Annotated in this window: 15 protein-coding genes; 9 read left to right on the forward strand and 6 right to left on the reverse strand. The window is 56.8% G+C overall.

Going from position 1 to position 19,902, the window contains the following annotated elements; translation table 11 throughout:
• From BB497_14215 to BB497_14225, 3 genes are all read right to left on the reverse strand, one after another.
• A complete protein-coding gene (locus BB497_14215; GenBank protein AVI63779.1) occupies window positions 1-717 on the reverse strand; it encodes a hypothetical protein in 717 nt (238 codons plus the stop codon).
• On the reverse strand, window positions 714-1,763 hold the full coding sequence (locus tag BB497_14220) for a nicotinate-nucleotide--dimethylbenzimidazole phosphoribosyltransferase (GenBank protein ID AVI63780.1): 1,050 nt from the start codon (window positions 1,761-1,763) through the stop codon (window positions 714-716). The genes BB497_14215 and BB497_14220 overlap by 4 nt, the downstream gene beginning before the upstream one ends.
• Window positions 1,764-1,876: 113 nt before the next feature.
• Complete coding sequence (locus BB497_14225; GenBank protein ID AVI63781.1) at window positions 1,877-3,349, reverse strand: RND transporter; 1,473 nt, start codon at window positions 3,347-3,349, stop codon at window positions 1,877-1,879.
• 233 nt (window positions 3,350-3,582) lie between these two features.
• On the opposite strand from BB497_14225, the gene BB497_14230 reads away from it, so the two are divergent.
• The 6 genes from BB497_14230 (at window position 3,583) to BB497_14255 (ending at window position 12,698) form a co-directional block, all read left to right on the forward strand.
• On the forward strand, window positions 3,583-4,638 hold the full coding sequence (locus tag BB497_14230) for an efflux transporter periplasmic adaptor subunit (GenBank protein AVI63782.1): 1,056 nt from the start codon (window positions 3,583-3,585) through the stop codon (window positions 4,636-4,638).
• A gap of 8 nt (window positions 4,639-4,646) precedes the next feature.
• Window positions 4,647-7,745: a multidrug transporter AcrB gene (locus BB497_14235; protein AVI63783.1), complete on the forward strand. Its 3,099-nt coding sequence runs from the start codon at window positions 4,647-4,649 to the stop codon at window positions 7,743-7,745.
• Between the two features lie 183 nt (window positions 7,746-7,928).
• Entirely contained in the window at window positions 7,929-9,833 is a 1,905-nt protein-coding gene (locus BB497_14240) for a phosphogluconate dehydratase (protein AVI63784.1), read from the forward strand.
• Window positions 9,833-10,798 (forward strand): glucokinase, encoded by a 966-nt coding sequence (locus tag BB497_14245; protein AVI63785.1) that lies wholly within the window; start codon window positions 9,833-9,835, stop codon window positions 10,796-10,798. Before BB497_14240 ends, BB497_14245 begins: the two co-directional genes overlap by 1 nt.
• A 16-nt stretch (window positions 10,799-10,814) precedes the next feature.
• On the forward strand, window positions 10,815-11,684 hold the full coding sequence (locus tag BB497_14250; protein ID AVI63786.1) for an aldo/keto reductase: 870 nt from the start codon (window positions 10,815-10,817) through the stop codon (window positions 11,682-11,684).
• Between the two features lie 48 nt (window positions 11,685-11,732).
• A complete protein-coding gene (locus BB497_14255; protein AVI63787.1) occupies window positions 11,733-12,698 on the forward strand; it encodes a carbohydrate kinase in 966 nt (321 codons plus the stop codon).
• A gap of 148 nt (window positions 12,699-12,846) precedes the next feature.
• Here BB497_14255 and BB497_14260 read toward each other — a convergent pair whose 3' ends face one another.
• Genes BB497_14260 through BB497_14270 form a run of 3 tightly spaced genes read right to left on the reverse strand, consistent with a single transcriptional unit; the run spans window position 12,847 to window position 15,712 of the window.
• A complete protein-coding gene (locus BB497_14260; GenBank protein AVI63788.1) occupies window positions 12,847-13,509 on the reverse strand; it encodes a keto-deoxy-phosphogluconate aldolase in 663 nt (220 codons plus the stop codon).
• Window positions 13,510-13,551: 42 nt separating this feature from the next.
• Window positions 13,552-14,217, reverse strand: coding sequence for a 6-phosphogluconolactonase (locus BB497_14265; protein AVI63789.1), 666 nt, complete (start codon window positions 14,215-14,217; stop codon window positions 13,552-13,554).
• A 1-nt stretch (window position 14,218) separates the two neighbouring features.
• Window positions 14,219-15,712 carry a glucose-6-phosphate dehydrogenase gene (locus BB497_14270; protein AVI63790.1) on the reverse strand — a complete coding sequence of 498 codons (1,494 nt, stop codon included), beginning with the start codon at window positions 15,710-15,712 and terminating at the stop codon, window positions 14,219-14,221.
• Window positions 15,713-16,035: 323 nt separating this feature from the next.
• Here BB497_14270 and BB497_14275 point away from each other — a divergent pair, with 323 nt between their 5' ends.
• The 3 genes from BB497_14275 to malG are packed head-to-tail and all read left to right on the forward strand — an operon-like array spanning window position 16,036 to window position 19,741.
• Entirely contained in the window at window positions 16,036-17,223 is a 1,188-nt protein-coding gene (locus BB497_14275; protein ID AVI63791.1) for a maltose ABC transporter substrate-binding protein MalE, read from the forward strand.
• A 60-nt stretch (window positions 17,224-17,283) separates the two neighbouring features.
• Entirely contained in the window at window positions 17,284-18,840 is a 1,557-nt protein-coding gene (gene malF / locus BB497_14280) for a maltose transporter (GenBank protein ID AVI63792.1), read from the forward strand.
• A 10-nt stretch (window positions 18,841-18,850) separates the two neighbouring features.
• Window positions 18,851-19,741, forward strand: a complete 891-nt coding sequence (gene malG, locus BB497_14285) for a maltose transporter permease (protein AVI63793.1) — start codon at window positions 18,851-18,853, stop codon at window positions 19,739-19,741.
• The last annotated feature ends 161 nt before the right edge of the window (window positions 19,742-19,902 follow it).

The following is a 19,902-nucleotide window of genomic DNA, read 5'->3' on the forward strand; positions in this document are numbered from 1 at the left end:
TTAGCACGCTGACGCCCTCTTTTGTGAAAGTGACAGCGACCCCAACGTTGCTTGGTAAACCGCCTGGCCCAGCGCTCGCCCAAGCGGGGTGCCAGATCCGGCATAAGGAGTGGCGTCGCCACGCTGGGTTGCCGCAATGGAGATGCAATCGGTAGAAGTGCCGGTAGCGGGCGTACCGCTGTAAGGATCTGTTACCCCGACCTGCCGGAGCGCCTGCACTTTTGCTTCCGTTACCGACAAACAAGCGTTGACTAACGCGCCATCGGTTAACTGAGCATCTAAGAACGCAAATGTATTGATGGTGCCAACCTTTGGCGCGGCGCGTAGCGCCAAGCGGGGGTCGTCTTGGCTTGGAACGCTAATATCAACGGCATTGCCCACCCCCGCCGTCACCAGCGCCATCACGCCATGGGGTAAGTTACCCAGCGGCAAACTAACTATACAGGCACTGTTTAGCTGAACGGCAGTCATCATGGCTACCGATGTTAGCGGTAAGCCTTGGGCCAATAACCACTGCGCTAAATCTTCGTTTGGCGAGTGGCCATCGTAGTGCTTATCAACGTGGAAATTCGCAAAATGACGCACCCTGCCAAAGCCCTCTCCCACTAACGCACTGCTAAGCACACGCAGCGGCATCGCAGAGGTGATCGCTAGGCAGTGCTCGCTGCGGGCAAGCAATAAAGGCTGGCCAAACGGCAGCGTTTCCAAACGGCTCACTGCGCCGCTTTGTTGCTAACGCCCGCATCGGCAAAAGAGGCCATTTCGCTGAGCATGGCGGCTGCCGCCTGCAGTAGCGGAAAAGCCAGCGCCGCGCCGCTCCCTTCACCAAGGCGCATGCCTAGTGAGAGCAGTGGTTTAGCGTCAAGTGCTTCTAGCGCTGTGGCGTGGCCTGGCTCGTGTGAACGGTGACCAAAGATCAGGTAATCGCGCACTAATGGGCAGAGGCGGCAAGCCGTGAGTGCTGCCACCGTGGCAATAAAGCCATCCACAATCGCGGGGGTGCGATGCGCTGCTGAGGCGAGGTAAGCGCCTGTCATTGCGGCAATCTCAAGGCCGCCCAATTTGGCGAGTACGTCTAGAGGGTCGTCGGCGTTGGCTTGGCGGGCGCTTAGCGCGCGCTCAATCACCGCGACTTTATGCGCTAACTGAGCGCTATTAATGCCGCTGCCGGCCCCGACCACGTGGGCAACGGGTGCGCCGGTCAAGGCCGATAGCATGGCACTACTGGCAGTGGTATTGGCAATCCCCATTTCGCCCACAATCATGCAGCGTGCCCCTGCCTTTTTTGCGCGCTCAACGGCCGCTATGCCATGCTCAATCGCCGCTAAGGCCTGATCGGCGTGCATGGCATCTTCCACCACCATGTTAGCCGTGCCCGCCCGCACTTTCGCCTGGGTAATGCCAGACAGCGTTAACGTAGATGCGACGCCCACATCGACGATTTCCACATCAGCGCCAATTTGTCGCGCAAATACATTAATGGCAGCGCCCCCCTGGGTAAAGTTGGCCACCATTTGCGCGGTGACTTCCTGGGGAAAGGCTGAAACACCCTCGCTGGCCACCCCGTGGTCGGCGGCAAACACCACAATGCGCGGCGGCGTCACGCTGGGTTTAGCCATGCCGGTGATGGCGCTCAATTGAATCGCCAAGGCTTCTAGCTCACCTAAGCTGCCAGGAGGCTTGGTCAGCGTATCTAGGTATGCGCGCGTGTGTTCAGCAGCATCACGGTTAATGGGTTCTATTTGCTTAACGATGGGGTGCATAGCGGCTCCAGAACAACAAAACGGCCCCAGTTACCAAAGAGTAAAAGATCAGCCGTTTAAGGACGCCGAATAGTAACAAAACTGAACCATTTTGGTGGTTTGATTGTTGAGCCTTACTGGTCGGCCTGCCATCCACCCCCTAGCGTTTTAAATAGTGTGGCTGCCGCGGCTAACTGCTCACGCCTTACATCGGCTTGTTCCAGGCGCGCGGAAAGCAAGTTACGCTCGGCATCTAAGCGTTCAAGCTGACTCACCTGGCCCTGCTCATACATCAATACGGCAAGGTCACGGGCGCGCTGTACTGCGCCCATCTGTTCTTCCACCGCTGTGGCCCGTTGGGAGGTAAACTCATAGCTGTATAGAGCGTCACGCACTTCATTAAAGGCCGTCAATACGGTTAGGCGATACTGCCCTTCAGCCTGTTCAACCCGAGCTTCAGCGCCTTCAACACCCGCACGGGTGCGGCCAAAATCAAACAGCGGGCCCATAACAGAAGCACCGCCCCCCCAAGTTCGCGCTGCATCGCTAAATAGATCACCACCACTTGCCGCACTTGTGCCAATAAAAGAGGTTAAGTTAAGCGATGGCAGGCGGTTTGCTTCAGCGACACCTACCTGGGCCGTTGCTGCGATGAGCGACGCTTCAGCCGAGCGAATATCGGGCCGACGCTGAAGTAGCTCAGAGGGCATCACTTGGGGAATTCTTTCCGGATGGGCGATTTCCGCAAGCTGGGTATCACCAGTATCCAGCGCGCTGATTAGTTCTTGGGGCGACATGCCCACTAAAACGCCTAACGCCCCGCGCAACGCCTCCACTTGCCTGGCTAATGCGGGCCGCTCTACGCGCAGTCCCTGTAGCTCGGCTTCTGCTCGCCGAACGTCCAGCTCGCTAATATCGCCATGCTCAAAACGCAGGCGCTGTAAACGATAGGTCTCTTCATAAGAGGCGATGGTTTCATCGAGTAGCTGGCGCTGCGCCTCAGCGCTCTTTAGATTGAAATACGTCGTCACCACATCGCCAATGACACCTATTTCTGCCGCATCTCGGGCAAACTGGCTTTGTTGAAGGGCTGCGGTGGCCGCCTCTCGCTCGTTAGCTAAACGCCCCCACAAATCAATCTCGTACTCTAGGCTAGCGGCTAGCGAGTATTGATTGTTAGTGGAGGTAATTAAATCTTGAATAGGTTCAAAATCAATGGGGAATGCTGCCCCAGGCGTGCGCTCTCGTGTAGCTTCCGCTTGAAAGCCTACGGTCGGAAACTGATCCGCATCTGCAAACCCTAACTGGGCGCGGGCTTCTTGAATGCGCGCCAATTGGATGGTGAGCTCTAGATTATCGTGTGTGGCCCGCGACACTAACTGGTTCAGCGCCGGGTCGTTAAACTGGCGCCACCAGTTGCGCCAATCATCCCGCTCCGTTTGGCTTAAGGTGATGTGCTCAGGCCAGGTATCGGGTAGCGCGATCTCCGGTGCCTGATACTCAGGCCCGAGCGCGCAGCCGCTTAGAATCAGCGCTAACGCCACCCCTAACCAACTGCGCTTTTGGCTACCCTTGCTGGGTGTCGCTTTTGAGATACGTTTTTGCATACTCCGCTGCACGCTCGCCATCCTTAGTGTTAATCATCGTTTTTTTGCATTGGGCTAGTTTAAACTGTGCCGTTTTCAGCGGTCACGTACAGCAAAAAACCAAACGTCTGTTCGAATGTGTTAAGAGTACCTATTATAGTGGGTAGTTTAAACAAGCCGTGGGCTGAAGACCCAGATATCATTAACCCACATTACGACATACCAATGATTAATCGCCTGCAGGGAGGCATTGAATGAGGCCCAACGTATTATGGATAGTATTAATAGCAGCGGTACTGCTTGTCGGCTGCTCCAACGATGAAGCGCCTCCAGAGCCTCCCGTGCAAGTCATTAAGCTGCTTGAAACCGATCAACAGGACTTTTTCCCTAGTCGGCGTTTTATTGGGCGCGTAGAAGCCAAAAGCACCGTTAACCTCGCCTTCCGTGTCGGCGGTCGGATAGAAACCTTTCCTGCCGTCCAAGGAACGACAATTCCCCGCGGTGAACTCATTGCTCAGCTAGACCCTACCGACTACGCATTGCAAGTACGCAGCGCTGAGGCAGAAGTGGAACAAGCGCGTAAGCACCTTAATCGACAGCGCAACCTGTATTCGCACAATGCGGTGTCTGAAACAGTGCTGGACGCAGCACGTGCCGATGCGGAGTTAGCCGAAACGCAGCTGGAAAATGCTAAGCAACAGCTGGCCTACACCACGCTAAATGCGCCTTTTGATGCGCTAGTTACTCGACGCCTGGTAGAAAACCACACGACCGTGCCACCCAACGCAGAGGTGGTACGTATTCAGGACATTTCCGAGCTACGTGTCCGTATCAATGTGCCTGAAGCGCTAATGCAGCACTTGGAGTCAGGTAGCGCCTTCAATATCGAAGCAGAAATTGCCACCTTGCCAGGCGAGCGGATTCCGCTGGTTTATCGTGAACACGTCACTGAACCTGATGTGGTCGCACAAACTTATCAAGTTGAGTTTGCCCCTGCTGACGGCGTTTCACCTATCGCTCTTCCGGGCACCACCGCCACTGTTATTATTGAGTTAGAGGAGGCGCTAACGACCTCCGTGGTCGCAGTACCGAGCAGCGCGCTGGACCACACCGAAGAGGGCGTCTTTAGAGTCTGGGTATATGATCCAGAGACAGGTACAGTTTCCCCCCAGCAAGTCGTCGTGGGTGAAGTTACCAATGACCTTGTGATTATTGTTGCAGGCCTTGCGCCGGGCGTGCCAATAGCAGCCACTGGTGTGCAGTTACTGCGCGACGGCATGCGTGTAAAACCGCTCGAAGCTGCGCTTTAGGAGGCCTTATGAATATCGCTAAGCTGTCCATTGAACGGCCTTTAAACACGTGGCTTATCGTCTTAATTTGCTTTTTTGGTGGCCTGTGGGGCTATAACACCGTCGGCAAACTCGAAGACCCCTCCTTTACCATCCCTAACGCTATTATTAATACGCCCTATCCTGGCGCTACCGCCGCCGAAGTGGAAGATGAGGTTACCGAGCGCCTTGAACGAGCTATCCAGGAAATGGAGCAGATTGACATTATCGAGTCGAAGTCACTGCCTGGACGCTCGGAAATCAAAGTAGAAGTGCACTCTAGCTACCATAGCAATCAGCTACCGCAAATTTGGGATGAGCTGCGTAATAAGATCAACGACGCCCAAGCTGACCTCCCAAGCGGTGTGCTCGGCTCACAAATAAATGACGATTTTGGTGAGGTTTACGGGCTATTTTATGCGGTAACTGCTGATGGTTTTACTACCCGCGAAATTCGCGATATATCAACCTTTTTACAGCGAGAACTGCTAGCTGTACCCGGCGTTGCTAGAGTCACCACCGCTGGCGAGCGTGAAGAAACGATTTACATCGATATATCAAATGAACGCCTCAACACCCTTGGCATTCCAATTGAACAGGTGATCAATACGATTCAAACGGAAAACTCCGTAGAACATGCAGGAAGCCTACGCATTGGCGACCGCCAAGTGCGCTTGGTGGCGCGCAGTGATATTGATAGCACCGCGTTAATGGAAGCCATACGCATAGGCCGCCCTGGTACAACAGAGCAAATCTCGTTAGTCGATATTGCCGACATTTATCGCCAACCAAGCGAACTGCCCAGGCACCTCATTCGCTACAACGGCCAAAGCGCGTTCACTATCGGCATTGCAGGTCTGGCCAACGCAAACATTATTGAAGTAGGTGAAGCCGTTGAAGCTCGCATGGAGGAGCTTAAGAGCAGAATCCCGCTTGGTGTAGAGCTTCACCCCCTTTACGAGCAGCATCATGTGGTTAACGATGCCATTAACGACTTCTTGCTCAACCTGTTGATGTCGGTGGCCATTGTCATTGGCGTGCTGTGTCTCGTCATGGGATGGCGGGTTGGCGTGGTGGTCGGCAGCACCCTGCTGCTTACCGTGCTAGGTACGCTGCTGTTTATGGGCCTGTTGGGCATCGATATGGAGCGGGTGTCACTCGGCGCGTTAATTATTGCCATGGGGATGCTGGTCGATAACTCCATCGTGGTTGCCGAGGGCATGGTCAGCAACATCAAGCGAGGCGAGCGCGCCAAAGAAGCCGCCAGCAAAGCCGCTAACCGTACTCAGCTACCGCTTTTAGGGGCAACGGTGATTGGCATTATGGCGTTTGCTGGCATAGGGCTATCAGACGACGTGACCGGTGAATTTCTTTTCTCACTGTTCATCGTTATTCTAGTTTCTCTGTTATTAAGCTGGCTACTTGCCATTACGGTTACGCCGCTATTTGGCTATTACCTACTGCGCAAAGAAGAAACAAACTCTGACAACGAAGCGAGCCAACAAGAGGACAGCAGTGACGAGGACCCTAGCAAAAGAGAGCTCTATGGCGGCTTGCTTTATCGGGCATACCGAAGGTTGCTCATACTTGCGCTGCGTTTACGCATTATCACGGTCTCTATATTGGTAGTGGTAACGGCTGTTTGTATATGGGCCTTTACGCATCTACCCCAGTCGTTCTTTCCACAGTCAACAACGCCGCTATTTTTAGTCAATGTTGAACTTCCTCAAGGCAGTGATATTCGTGCAACCGCCAATCATGCAGAAGAAATCGAAGCCTATATATTAGAGCAGGAAGGCGTCTCTTCAGTGGCTAGCTTTATTGGTCAGGGCGCAACCCGCTTCATGCTTACGTATGCCCCAGAACTGCCAAATTCCGCTTATATACAGTTGATGGTGCGTACCGAAGACATAGACGTTATACCGGATCTTGATCGCCAGTTTTACCGTGAACTCAACGAAGCGTTTCCTGATGCCCAGGTACGCACGCAGCGCTTACAGTTTGGCCCGGGCGATGGCGCGGATATCGAGGCTCGCTTTCAAGGGCCTTCGCCAAAAATATTGCGCGAGTTAGCAGCAGAGGCCGAACGTCGTATAGCTGCTAGCCCCTACCTAATCGACCCCAGGCATAATTGGCGCCAACAAGAAATGGTGGTAGTACCACACATTAACGAAGAGCGTGCTCGCATTGCGGGCGTATCTCGGGAAGATATTGCACAAGCGCTACAATTTGCCTCATCAGGTGCGCGTGCTGGCACTTACCGTGAAGGCGAACACTTACTGCCTATCGTTGTTCGGCCACCCTTACCCGAACGCGACGACGTAGCGCTACTTCAAGACCGTAATGTGTGGAGCGCCGCTCAACAGCGTTTTATCCCGCTTAGCCAAGTGGTGACCTCCTTTGAGTTACAAAGCGAAGAGGCACTGATACAGCGGCGCAACCGGATCCGCACTTTAACCGTTGGCGCAGACCCAGCAGAAGGCTACACGGCAGCGCAAGCCTTCGATGCCATTCGAGGGGAAATCGAGTCAATTGCCCTGCCACCCGGCTATCGGTTGGAGTGGGGTGGAGAGCATGAAGATTCTGGCGAAGCCCAGGAAGGGTTAGCGCGGCAGCTACCGATAAGTCTGCTAGTAATGCTACTCATCTCAATTCTGCTGTTTGGCAAACTAAAACAACCGCTTATTGTCTGGCTAGTAGTACCAATGTCAGTATGTGGCGTGGTGATCGGCCTGCTGGTCTCGGGCTTACCATTCTCTTTCACAGCGCTTTTGGGCATGCTGAGCCTATCTGGCATGCTAATGAAAAACGCCATTGTGTTAGTGGACGAAATAGATGGGCAGATCAATGAAGGCAAAGCGCGCTTCACTGCGCTGATAGATGCCAGTATCAGCCGTTTACGCCCCGTGTTCCTTGCCGCAGGCACCACTATTTTAGGTATGCTGCCACTGCTTGTAGATGCATTTTTCAACAATATGGCCGTCACTATTATGGGGGGCTTGGCGTTCGCCTCGTTACTTACCCTAGTGGCGGTTCCTACTCTTTATGCCATGCTGTTCAGCATAAAAAGCGACGAAGTAGAGAGCTAAACCACTAAGATGGCCCGCCTAAGCGACGTAAGTGGCTAGGCTGGCCTTTTGCTACCCCTGCCAACAATATGGTAATAAAACTACAATAATGGCTTTTTTTACCTTAAAATATCTCTTAAAGGCTGTTAAATATGTAAGATAACTACAAATCCAGTTTGTCGCCCCCACAGCGCAGAGGTCAATATGCCTGGTTCAACTCCACTTAGCTCAGCACCCGCCACCTTAAATGAGACCGTTGCCGAGGTTACCCAACGCATTCGTGAGCGCTCTGCCGAGCGGCGTGCCCTCTACGAGCGCCGCATGGCCGACCAGCACAAGCGCGGTGTTCACCGCTCTGAGCTCTCCTGCGGCAATCTGGCCCATGGTTTTGCTGCCTGTAGCGCCCAGGAGAAAGACTCCCTGAAGCTGATGAACAGCGCCAACCTGGGGATTATTTCTTCATACAACGACATGTTGTCGGCCCACCAGCCGTTTGAAACCTTCCCGGAAACCATCAAAGCGGCCGCCCGAGCCATGGGTTCTACTGCCCAGTTTGCCGGTGGCGTGCCCGCTATGTGCGACGGCGTAACTCAAGGCCAACCGGGCATGGAACTCTCGCTGTTTTCTCGGGACTTGATCGCCATGGCCGCGGCCGTGGGGCTTTCTCACAATATGTTCGATGCCGCCATTTATCTCGGCGTGTGCGATAAAATTGTGCCTGGCCTATTTATCAGCGCCGCCCGCTTTGGCCATCTGCCCGCCATGTTCGTACCCGCAGGCCCCATGCCCAGCGGCTTGCCCAACAAAGAGAAAGCGCGCATTCGCCAGCTCTACGCCGAAGGCAAAGTAGGCCGCGAGGAGCTGCTGCAGGCGGAGTCCGACTCCTACCACAGCCCTGGCACCTGCACCTTCTACGGCACCGCTAACTCCAACCAGCTAATGATGGAAGTGATGGGCCTGCACCTGCCGGGCACCTCGTTTGTGAACCCCGGCACGGAAATGCGCGAAGCGCTGACCCGCTACGCCACCGAGCAAACCATCCGCAACACCGAACTCGGCGGCGAGTATCGCCCGTTCTACAAGCAGATCGACGAGCGCGCCATTGTGAACGCCGTGGTTGGCCTGCTGGCATCTGGCGGCTCTACCAACCACACCCTTCACCTGATTGCCATGGCGGCAGCGGCGGGTATTACGCTCAACTGGGACGACTTCACAGACCTTTCAGCGGTAACGCCCAGCATCATGAAGGTCTACCCTAACGGTCAGGCGGATATTAACCACTTCCAGGCAGCGGGCGGCATGAGCTACCTGTTCCGCGAGCTACTGGGCGCGGGCCTGCTCCATGGCGACATCCCCACCGTGTTTGGCACCGACCTCACCGCCTACACCCAAGAGCCCTTCCTGGAAGATGGCAAAGTGGTATGGCGTGAAGGCCCGGAAAACAGCCTGGACGAAGAAGTGCTGCGCCCGGTCGCTGCGCCCTTCGCTGCCACGGGCGGCCTCACCGTGATGAAAGGCAACCTGGGCCGTGGCGTGATCAAGGTTTCGGCGGTAGCCGAAGAGCACCGCGTGGTAGAAGCGCCGGTGAAGATCTTTGAAGACCAGAACGAAATGAAAGCGGCGTTTGAGTCGGGCGACCTGGACCGCGACGTGATTGTAGTGGTTCGCTTCCAAGGCCCCAAAGCCAACGGCATGCCCGAGTTGCACAAGCTGACGCCGTTCCTGGGCGTACTTCAGGACCGTGGCTTCAAGGTCGCACTTGTTACCGATGGCCGTATGTCTGGTGCGTCGGGTAAAGTGCCCGCCTCTATCCACATGAGCCCGGAAGCGCTGGACGGCGGCCCGCTGGCCAAACTGCGCGATGGTGACGTGGTTCGCCTGGATGCCAACACCGGCACCCTGGAAGCCAAAGTGGATGCGGCGACCTGGGCCGACAGAGAGCGCGTGGTGGCGAACCTAGACCACTACCACGTTGGCCTGGGCCGTGAGCTGTTCTCGGGCTTCCGCCACCTGGCGATGCGCGGTGAAGAGGGTGCAGGCTCGTTGGGCGGCTTCGAAGCCGACGACCTCGCCCGCCAAGAAGGCCAGATTTTGCAAGAGGACGCCTGATGCGACCGGCACTGATCGGCGATATCGGCGGCACGAATGCTCGCCTGGCGTTGGTCACGCCGGGCGGAGTCACGCCCCACGATATTCTGAATCTGCCCTGCGCCGACTACCCCGGCGTCATTGAAGCGATTCAGGACTACCTTGCCCGTGTAGGCGCAACGGGCGATAACGCCCCGCAAGAAGCCTGCTTGGCATTTGCCTGCCCGGTTCACGCCGAGCGGGTAAAGATGACCAACAACCATTGGGACTTTATGAAAAGCGACGTTCAGCAGGCGCTGAATTTATCGCTATTTAAAGTCATCAATGACTTCACCGCCCAAGCGCTGGGCGTGCCCCACGTGGGCGAAGACAACCTCGTGGAAGTGCAGCCTGGGGCTGCCCAGTCACACTCGACGCGTTTGGTTATTGGCCCCGGCACCGGTCTAGGCGTGGCCGGGGTATTCCCTGGCCAGCACGCCTGGATTCCGCTGCCCACCGAAGGCGGCCACGTCACTTTTGCGCCCACCGATACCACCGAGCGGGCGCTGCTGGATGTATTTCTAAAGCGCTACCAGCGGGTGAGTGTGGAACGCATTCTGTGTGGCCATGGGTTGTTAGAGCTGTACCAAGCCCACTGCACGTTAGAAGGCCAAGTGCCGCGCTGCGAGACGCCTGCAGAAGTTACCCAAGCGGCTAACCAGGGCGACGCCATTGCCACCGCCACCCTGCTGCGCTTTCTGAAAATTCTCGGTGACGTATGCGGCGATGCCACGCTGACCATGGGCGCACGCGGCGGCGTCTACCTCTGCGGCGGCATTCTGCCCCGCCTATTGGAGTGGCTGCCCAAGTGCGAACTGCGCGCAAGCTTTGTTAACAAAGGGCGCATGGGCGCGTACAACGCCGATATCCCGGTGTGGATTGTGACCCACCCCTGGACCGGCCTGCTGGGCGCCGCCGAAGCGCTGCATAATGAAGAAGTCTTTTAACGAATTGGAACACGCCATGGCTGCTGTAACGTTCAACGTGCCGTTTGTGCTCGGCATGATGCGCCTGCATGAAGCGCAAGAGATGCACCAAGCAAGCCATCTGGCCGACTGGATTGAAGCCCGCCTTGAGCAGGGTTTGCACTGGTTCGACCATGCCGACATCTACGGCAACGGAGCATGCGAAACGCTCTTTGGCCAAGCGCTGCGCGCCCGCCCGGCACTGGCTAAGCGGCTAAATGTCGTCACCAAAGCCAGCATCGCCAACGACAACCCGACCCCCGGTTCCGGCAAGGTAAAGCACTACAATGCCAGCCCGGACTACTTAGGCCGCGCCATTGATGATGCGCTGGGCCGCTTGGGCGTTGAACGCCTTGACCACTTTCTGATTCATCGCCCGGACCTGCTGATGGATGCCGCTGCCACGGGGCGCGCGCTGGATGATGCCATCGAGGCAGGCAAAATTGGCGCGGCGGGTATTTCTAACCACCTGCCCAGCCAGTGGCGCAGGCTGCAACGCCATATGCATCATCCGCTTCAGGCCAATCAAATTGAGCTGTCGATTGCCCATAACGCACCGCTGTTTGACGGCAGCTTTGACGACCTGGGGGCCGATGGCCACGCGCCCATGACGTGGTCTCCGCTGGCGGGCGGCCAGTTGATGCAGGGCGAGGTTAGCCGCGTGCTGAACCGTTTAGCAGGCGAGCTGAACAGCACGCCCAGCGCGCTGGCGCTGGCATGGCTGCGTACGCTGCCCAGCCGCCCTGCTCCCGTAGTAGGCAGTATCAAACCAGAGCGTATTGCCGACATGCTGAATGGCCCGGAAACGCTGCCCCGAGAAGCCTGGTATGAACTATTAGAAGCCGCCCGCGGCCACTGCGTCGCTTAGGCCCGCCACCCACTCAACATTGATGCTAATAACGATAAGGAACGACCTATGACGCCGGTGATTGCGTTCGGTGAAGCGTTGATTGATATGCTCTCTAGCCGCCTGGGTGATGCCAAAGGGCCAGAGACGTTCACCCCCTACGCAGGCGGCGCGCCTGCAAATGTGGCGGTGGCCTGCGCACGGCTGAACGTACCTAGCCAGTTCTTGGGCATGGTGGGTGACGATACCTTTGGGCACTTTTTGATTAATGAGCTGAAAAGCCACGGCGTGGATACCCACGGGGTCGTGCTTACCAAAGAGGCCCGCACGGCGCTAGCGTTTGTTTCTAGAGACAGCAGCGGCGAGCGCACCTTTGATTTCTACCGCCCACCCGCGGCCGACCTACTATACCGCCTGGAGCACTTGCCCCACGGCGTGTTTGAGCAGCCTGCCATTGTTCACATGTGCAGCAACAGCCTAACCGACCCAGAGATCGCAGACACCACCCTGGCGATTGCCGCCATGGCCAAGCGGGCGGGCTGCCTAGTGAGTGTGGACGCCAACCTGCGCCACAATTTGTGGGCGGATGGTTCAGCGGACGTATGGCGGGTCACCGAGCTGATCGACAGCGCCGAGCTGGTGAAAGTATCTCTAGAAGAGCTGGACTACCTGCGGGGCGACCTCCCGCAAGACGCGTGGATTGCTCAGCGGCTCGCCGCAGGCGTCAAAGTGGTGGTGATTACCGACGGCCCGAATAATGTGGTGCTCAAAGGCATCGGCATTGACCAAACCGTGACGCCGCCCAGCGTAACGGCAGTGGATACCACCGCCGGTGGCGATGCCTTTATTGGCGGTCTGCTCGCGGAGCTCTCCCGCTACGGCCTAACAGACAACTGGCACCAGGACAGCGCGTTTCTCACCCGCGCGGTAGATATCGCCTGCCGCTGCGGCGCCCACGCGGTCACCCGCCCCGGCGCTTATGCCGCCCTGCCCACCCACGCCGATATTGAAGCCCTGCGCAGCTCGGCAGGCTAGCTCACAGCATCATCGCAAAATGCGCAGCCCTCTTCAAACGTAGGCACTAAAAAGCCCGAGCATGGTGACATGCTCGGGCAAACGTCTTGCGCACACGAACCGATATCAGTGAGGCAAGTGACGAGAGTGCTCTATACGGTGTTACAAATTAGTGGTGGAAACGCTCGGCAGCTTGGCGGGCCAGTTCGCGGATGCCGTCCCAATCTTCGGCTTCAATCATCGCTTTCGGCGTTAGCCAGGAGCCGCCGACACACATTACGTTGGGCAGCGAGAGGTAAGACTCTGCATTATCCACGGAAATGCCGCCAGTGGGGCAGAAGCGCGCTTCAGGAATCGGTGCGCCAAACGCTTTAAGCGCTTTGGCACCGCCGCTGGATTCAGCGGGAAAAAACTTGAAGCGGCGGTAGCCAAACTGCCAGCCGGTCATCAGCTCAGAAATAGTCGATACTCCCGGCAACATCGGCACCGGGCTCTCAACACCGTAGCGGTAAAGCGCTTCAGTGGCACCCGGCGTCACTACGAAATCAGCGCCTACCTGCTCGGCCTGGCGGTACTGCGCAGGCGTGAGCACCGTGCCCATCCCAATACTGGCGCCCGGCAGCGCTTCTTTCATGCGCTTGATGGCTTCTAGGGCACAGTCGGTGCGCAGGGTAATTTCCAAAACGGTCAGACCACCCTCCACCAGAGCACGGCCTAGTGGTACCGCGTCTTCAAGGCGCTCGATGGTAATCACCGGGATCACTTCTGCCTTTAAGCAGATGCTGTCTAGCTCGGCGGTGCGCGTTGAGGGTAGCTGTTTATCGATGGTCATGAGTGAGTCTCCAAGCAATTTATTATTGGCGAAGGCGTCGCATTAGGGCGCCCAATAGATCGCCAACGGGCAAGATAGAAAGGCGCGAATGGGCAGTGTACGTACATCGTCGCCACTCATGGCGTTCGCCAATACGGCACGCTTATTGTCGCCGGTGATATGTAGAATATGGCGCTTCGCCTGATGCAGGCGGGCCGCCGAAAACGTAATGCGCGGCTGCGGCTGGCTCGGGGTGCGCACGGCGACCAGCGGCTCATCGGTGGAGAGCGCCAGGCCCAGCTCTTGGCTATCTGGGAACAGCGAAGCCGTGTGACCATCGCCGCCCATACCTAAAATTACCACGCTCGCAGGCCAGGCAAGTCCTGCGGTAGCTTCTGCCACGGCTGCTACGCCCTCTTCCGGCGTACCGGCATCAGAGGTCAGCGGTACAAACGTAGCCGCCGCTGCGGGGCCTTGCAGCAGGTTGTCGCGCACGAGCTTGGCATTGCTGTCGCTGCTCTGCTCATCCACCCAGCGCTCGTCGGCCAGGGTGATATCTACCCGCGCCCACGCCAGTGGCTTTTGCGCCAGCGCCTTGAAAAACGGCACGGGCGTTGAGCCACCGGAGACCACCAGTAGCGCACGCGCTTGGTGGGAAAGATCGTCGGCCAGGGCCTGATAAACGGCTTCTGCCAGCTGCTCCGCCAGCGCTTGTCGTGTGTTGCTCATATTAATAATCCTCGTACCAGCTGCGGCCATCCTGGGTAATCATGGCAATGGAGGCAACCGGCCCCCAAGAGCCCGCCGGGTAGCGGCGCGGCGGGGTTTCGCGTGTTTTCCAACCACCAATCAGCTGGTCGCACCAGCGCCATGCGTGCTCCACTTCATCCCGGCGTACAAACAGGTACTGCTGGCCTTTCATGACTTCCAGCAACAGACGCTCGTAAGCATCGGGAATACGCGATTTGGGGAAAGCGTTGTTGAAATCCAGGTGCAGCGGCCCTGGGCGCAGGCGCATGCCTTTATCCAGGCCGCTATCCTTGGTGAGCACCTGAAGAGCAATGCCCTCTTCCGGCTGCAGGCGAATAATCAGCTTGTTAGCGGCAATATTGCGCTGATCCGGGTCGAAAATGTAATGAGGCTGCTGACGGAAGTGAATCACGATTTGCGACAGCTTCTCTGGCATCCGCTTGCCGGTACGCAGATAAAACGGCACGCCCGCCCAGCGCCAGTTGGACACTTCGGTTTTCATCGCCACGAAAGTTTCGGTTTGGCTCTGGGTGTTGGCGCCCTCTTCTCCCAAATAGCCCGGCACAGGCTGACCATCACTGGTTCCCGCAATGTACTGGCCACGCACCACGTCGCGGCCAAGCGCTTCGCCGGTAAACGGTTTGAGCGCCTTAAGCACTTTTACCTTCTCATCGCGGATAGCGTCGGCATCTAGATTCGAAGGTGGGTCCATGGCAATCAGGCACAGCAGCTGTAGTAGATGATTCTGCACCATATCGCGCAGCTGGCCCGCATCGTCGAAGTAGCCCCAACGGCCTTCGATGCCGACCTTTTCGGCTACAGTAATCTCGACGTGGGAGATATGGTTCTGGTTCCACTGCGTGCCAAACAGCGGATTGGCAAAGCGCAGGGCGATCAGGTTCTGAACCGTCTCTTTACCCAGGTAGTGGTCAATACGATAGATGCGCGATTCAGGGAAAACAGCGCCAATAGCGTCGTTGATCTGCTCGGATGAGGCCAAGTCATAACCAATCGGCTTTTCAACAATCACGCGGGTGTCGTCATCCAGGCTATTGCTTGCCTGCAAGTTGTGGCAGATATCGCCATAGATGCGCGCCGCGACGGATAGATACACTACCATGGGCTGCTTGGAGCCTTCGCGCCACTGGCGAATGGCGTCGTAGCCATCTACCGTTGCGAAATCGAGCTTCAGGTACTCCAAGCGGTTTAAGAAGCGCTCAAGACTCTCTTTATCCTGCTCGTCTTTTTTCAGGCGCTTTTGCAGTGAACCACTGACCAATTGACGAAACGCAGCAATGTCGTGCTCCTGACGCGCCAGCCCCATGATCCGCGTGTTTTCGGGCATTAAGCCCTCGCGGTCAAGATGATACAGCGCAGGGAACAGCTTGCGCATGGCAAGGTCGCCTAACGCCCCGAACAGCGCTAAATCAATCGCATGACTGGGGTCGCCCAGCGGTGCATGTGACTGGCTCATCTCAACTCCTGTTTATAATTAGGCCATCTAATGTAGTTAGATTACCTAAAATTTATCTGATTAAAGGCATTATACGCAATATATTATGTAATTTTACTACAAAATATTGTCTACTGCCGTCCTTTCCAGACACTGTTTGCCTACAAATTAGCCTCTCCTTCTACCTTTACTCTACGCCCCTGGGATACGCCACCCCTACTCCCCCTAAGGAGGAGGTGACCTTGCACCGAATTAGCGACGCTGGCAGGGAACAAAGCACGTCAGTTTAGAGCGTGCACGACAACAAATTCATAAAAACAACGTCACAATGAGGTATGCACATCATGGCAATGGTTCGTCCGTTTTTCACGCCGCTGCTCGCTGCTACGTTAGCAGCCACCGCAACACTCCCAGCCTTCGCCTTTGAGGATGACCGCTTAACCATCTGGATGGGCGACAATAAAGGCCAAGAAGGCATCCGCACGGTGGCTGAACAGTTTCTCAAAGATACCGGCATTGAAGTAGAGGTGGTGTTCCCTGACAACCTGACCGACCGCTTCCAGCAGGCAGCAGGCAGTGGTCAAGGCCCGGATATCGTGATTTGGGCCCACGACCGCATGGGTGAATGGGCGCAAAGCGGCCTTCTGAAACCTGTGGCCCCCAGCGACTCCTTCCGGGAAGCCTTTTACGACTTTACCTGGGACGCAGCGCTGTGGAATGGCGAGACCTACGGCTACCCCATCTCCGTTGAATCCCTCGGCCTGATCTACAACAAAGCGCTGGTAGAAACGCCCCCCGAAAGCTTTGCCGAACTGATGGAGCTGGATGCCACGCTGGCCCAAGAGGGCAAAAAAGCCATTCTGTTTGATTACAGCGAGCCCTATTACGGCTGGTCCCTGCTCGCGGCCAATGGCGGCTACCCGTTCAAGCAAACCGATAGCGGCTATGACGTGGGTGATATTGGCGTCAACAATGAGGGCGCACTGCAAGGCGCAGAACTGCTAGTCGAGCTGATCGAAAGCGATGTACTCCCCCGTGGCACCGACTACAACCTCATGGACACCCGCTTTAACCGGGGCGAAGTGGCGACCATGATCAGCGGCCCTTGGGCATGGCCTAACCTGGAGCGCAGCGGCATTGATTACGGCGTGGCGCTGCTGCCTAAGGTAGGCGATGAACACGCGAAACCGATGTTTGGTGTGATGACCGCCATGATCAACTCCGCCACCCCCAACGATTTTCTGGCCGTTGAGTTTTTAGAGAACTACCTGCTCAGCGAAGAGGGGATGCGTACCTTCAACAGCGACGGTTCGCTGGGTGCGGTGGCCCATATCGATTACCAAGCCGAGCTGGCGGACAACCCCAACATTGCCGCCACGCTGGAAAACGCCGAAGTAGGCATGCCAATGCCTAATATTCCTGAAATGGGAGCCTTCTGGGCGGCCATGGAGCCCGCGCTGCAGAACATTGGCAGCGGACGTCAATCGCCCCAGGAAGCGCTGGATGCCGCTGCTCGCCGGATGCGCCAGTAGCTCCTCTTTTGCCCTTGCTGCCCGGCGATGTAAGCGCCGGGCAGCCTTCAGGATGTCATCATGTATACCACCAACGCGTCTCGTGGCCTGCCCCGCCACCGCTCTCGCCATCTTACCGAACGCTACACCCGCTGGGCCCTGCGCGCCGTGATAGCGGCCCTGGTTATCGCTCTGCTCTGGCTGGTGCTGGCCTTTCATTTGAACGGGCAGTGGATGTTCGCACTGCTGTTTTTGCTCCTCGGCGGCTCGCTGGGCGTGGTGTTCACCAAGCGTTCGCTGATGAGCCACCGCTATATTTTCCCAGCCGTAGCAGGGCTGGGAGTGTTCGTCATTTTTCCGCTGATCTACACCTTTGGGATCAGCTTCAGCAACTACAGCTCCACCAACCTGCTCTCGGAAGAGCGTGTGCGCAGCCAGTTGATGAGCCAGACCTATCAGGAAGACGATGACGCTTTCGACCTCACGCTTTATGCCGAAGGCGACCTGGTGCGTTTACGGCTGGAAAACGAGCGCCAGCGCTGGATGTCGTCACCGCTGAATCTGGCCAATGTGGAGTCTCGCCAGCTAGGCCTGCAGGCGGCCAGTGACGCTCCCACCGCAGACCCGCTGCCCATGCGCGACATCGTTCAAGCGCGCAGTGCCCTGCAGGGGCTACGCCTGATCACTCCCGAAGGCACCGAGCTGCGCATGGCCGGTATACGCCAGTTTGCGCCCATGCTCGACCGCTACGAGACTCAGGAGGATGGCACGCTATACGACCGCCGAGACGACCGCCTGCTGACACCGGATCACACCATCGGCTTTTTCGTCGCCGACGATGGCCAGCGCATCACTCCGGGCTGGCCGGTCAATGTAGGATTCAGCAACTACACCAAGATTTTTACCGATCCGGATATTCGCGGCCCGTTCATGCAGATTTTCGTGTGGACCTTCGTGTTTGCCGCGCTCACCGTGGTGTTTACCTTGGCGGTTGGCTTTGTGCTGGCGTCGCTGCTGCAGTGGGATCAGCTTAGGGGGAAAGCCGTTTACCGGACGCTGCTGATTCTGCCCTATGCGGTGCCTGCGTTTATTTCTATTTTGATTTTTAAAGGCATGTTCAACCAGCACTTTGGTGAAGTGAACATGATCCTAGATACCCTCTTCGGCGTGCGACCAGAGTGGTTTACCGACCCATGGCTTGCCCGCAGCATGCTGCTGATTGTGAATACCTGGTTAGGCTACCCCTACATGCTGCTGCTCTGCATGGGCTTAATTCAGGCGATTCCCCAGGATTTATACGAAGCCTCGGCGGTGGATGGCGGCGGGCCGCTCACCAACCTGTTCAAAATCACCCTGCCGCTGATTATCAAGCCATTAACGCCGCTGCTGATTGCTGCCTTTGCGTTCAACTTCAACAACTTTGTACTGATTGCGCTGTTAACCGGCGGCAACCCAGATATTTTGGGCGCCAGCACCCCAGCGGGCACCACTGACTTACTGGTGAGCTACACCTACCGCATTGCCTTTCAGGATGCCGGGCAGAACTTTGGCCTAGCGGCCGCTATTGCCACCCTGATTTTCCTTCTGGTGGCGGGCATGTCGTTACTTAATTTGCGCCTTTCCAAAGTGAAGGTTTAGGAGGTTACTGATGGCGATGGTTCAACCCCGCTCCGTTGGCGCGCGCCGCCTGGGGGCACACCTGGCGCTGATCTGCTTTGTGTCGCTGATTGTGTTTCCGCTGCTGCTGGTCATCTCAATTTCATTCCGGGAGGGCAACTTTGCCACCGGCAGCCTCATACCAGAAAACTTCTCGCTAGAGCACTGGTCGCTGGCGCTAGGCATCCCCTGGGAGCGCGCTGATGGCACTATTGTGCAGCCGCCCTTCCCCGTACTGCTGTGGCTGTGGAACTCCATCAAGGTGGCGGTAGTATCATCGGTGCTGATTCTAATGCTCGCCACCACCAGCGCCTACGCGTTTGCCCGCATGCGCTTTAAAGGCAAGGAGCCGCTGTTAAAAGGCATGCTGATTTTTCAGATGTTTCCAGCGGTACTCTCGCTGGTGGCGCTTTACGCCCTGTTCGACCGGCTAGGGCAGTTTGTGAGCTGGCTGGGGATCAATACCCACGGTGCGCTCATTGTGGCCTCGCTCGGCGCGGTGGCGCTGCATATCTGGACGATTAAGGGCTATTTCGAATCCATCGATGGCTCACTTGAGGAGGCTGCCATGGTGGATGGTGCCAGCACTTGGCAGGCGTTTCGCTATATCTTGCTGCCGCTCTCTATCCCGATCTTAATGGTGGTGTTCATCCTGGCGTTTGTGATGAGCATTATGGAGTACCCCATGGCGTCGGTGTTGCTGGTAGATGAGCACAAACTGACACTCGCCGTGGGCGCGCAGCAGTACCTGGCCGACCACAACCAGCGTTGGGGCAATTTTGCTGCTGCTGCGGTGCTTTCTGGCCTGCCTATTACCGTGGCGTTTCTGATCTGCCAGCGCTGGATTATTGGCGGGTTAACGGCTGGGGGCGTCAAAGGGTAAGCTTAACCTACTCCCGCTTCCTCGCTTGGGCACTTTGCTCGTCACCGGCCCTATTGATGGGGCCGGTTTTTATAACCCGTTTTCCCCGCCTTTTACATACCGCCGCACAGTGGGGATATACGCACAGAGATTGGCGTTTAACTCTTTCAAAAAAGGATAAA

It is taken from the genome of Halomonas sp. GFAJ-1 (assembly GCA_002966495.1).
GTDB lineage: Bacteria > Pseudomonadota > Gammaproteobacteria > Pseudomonadales > Halomonadaceae > Vreelandella.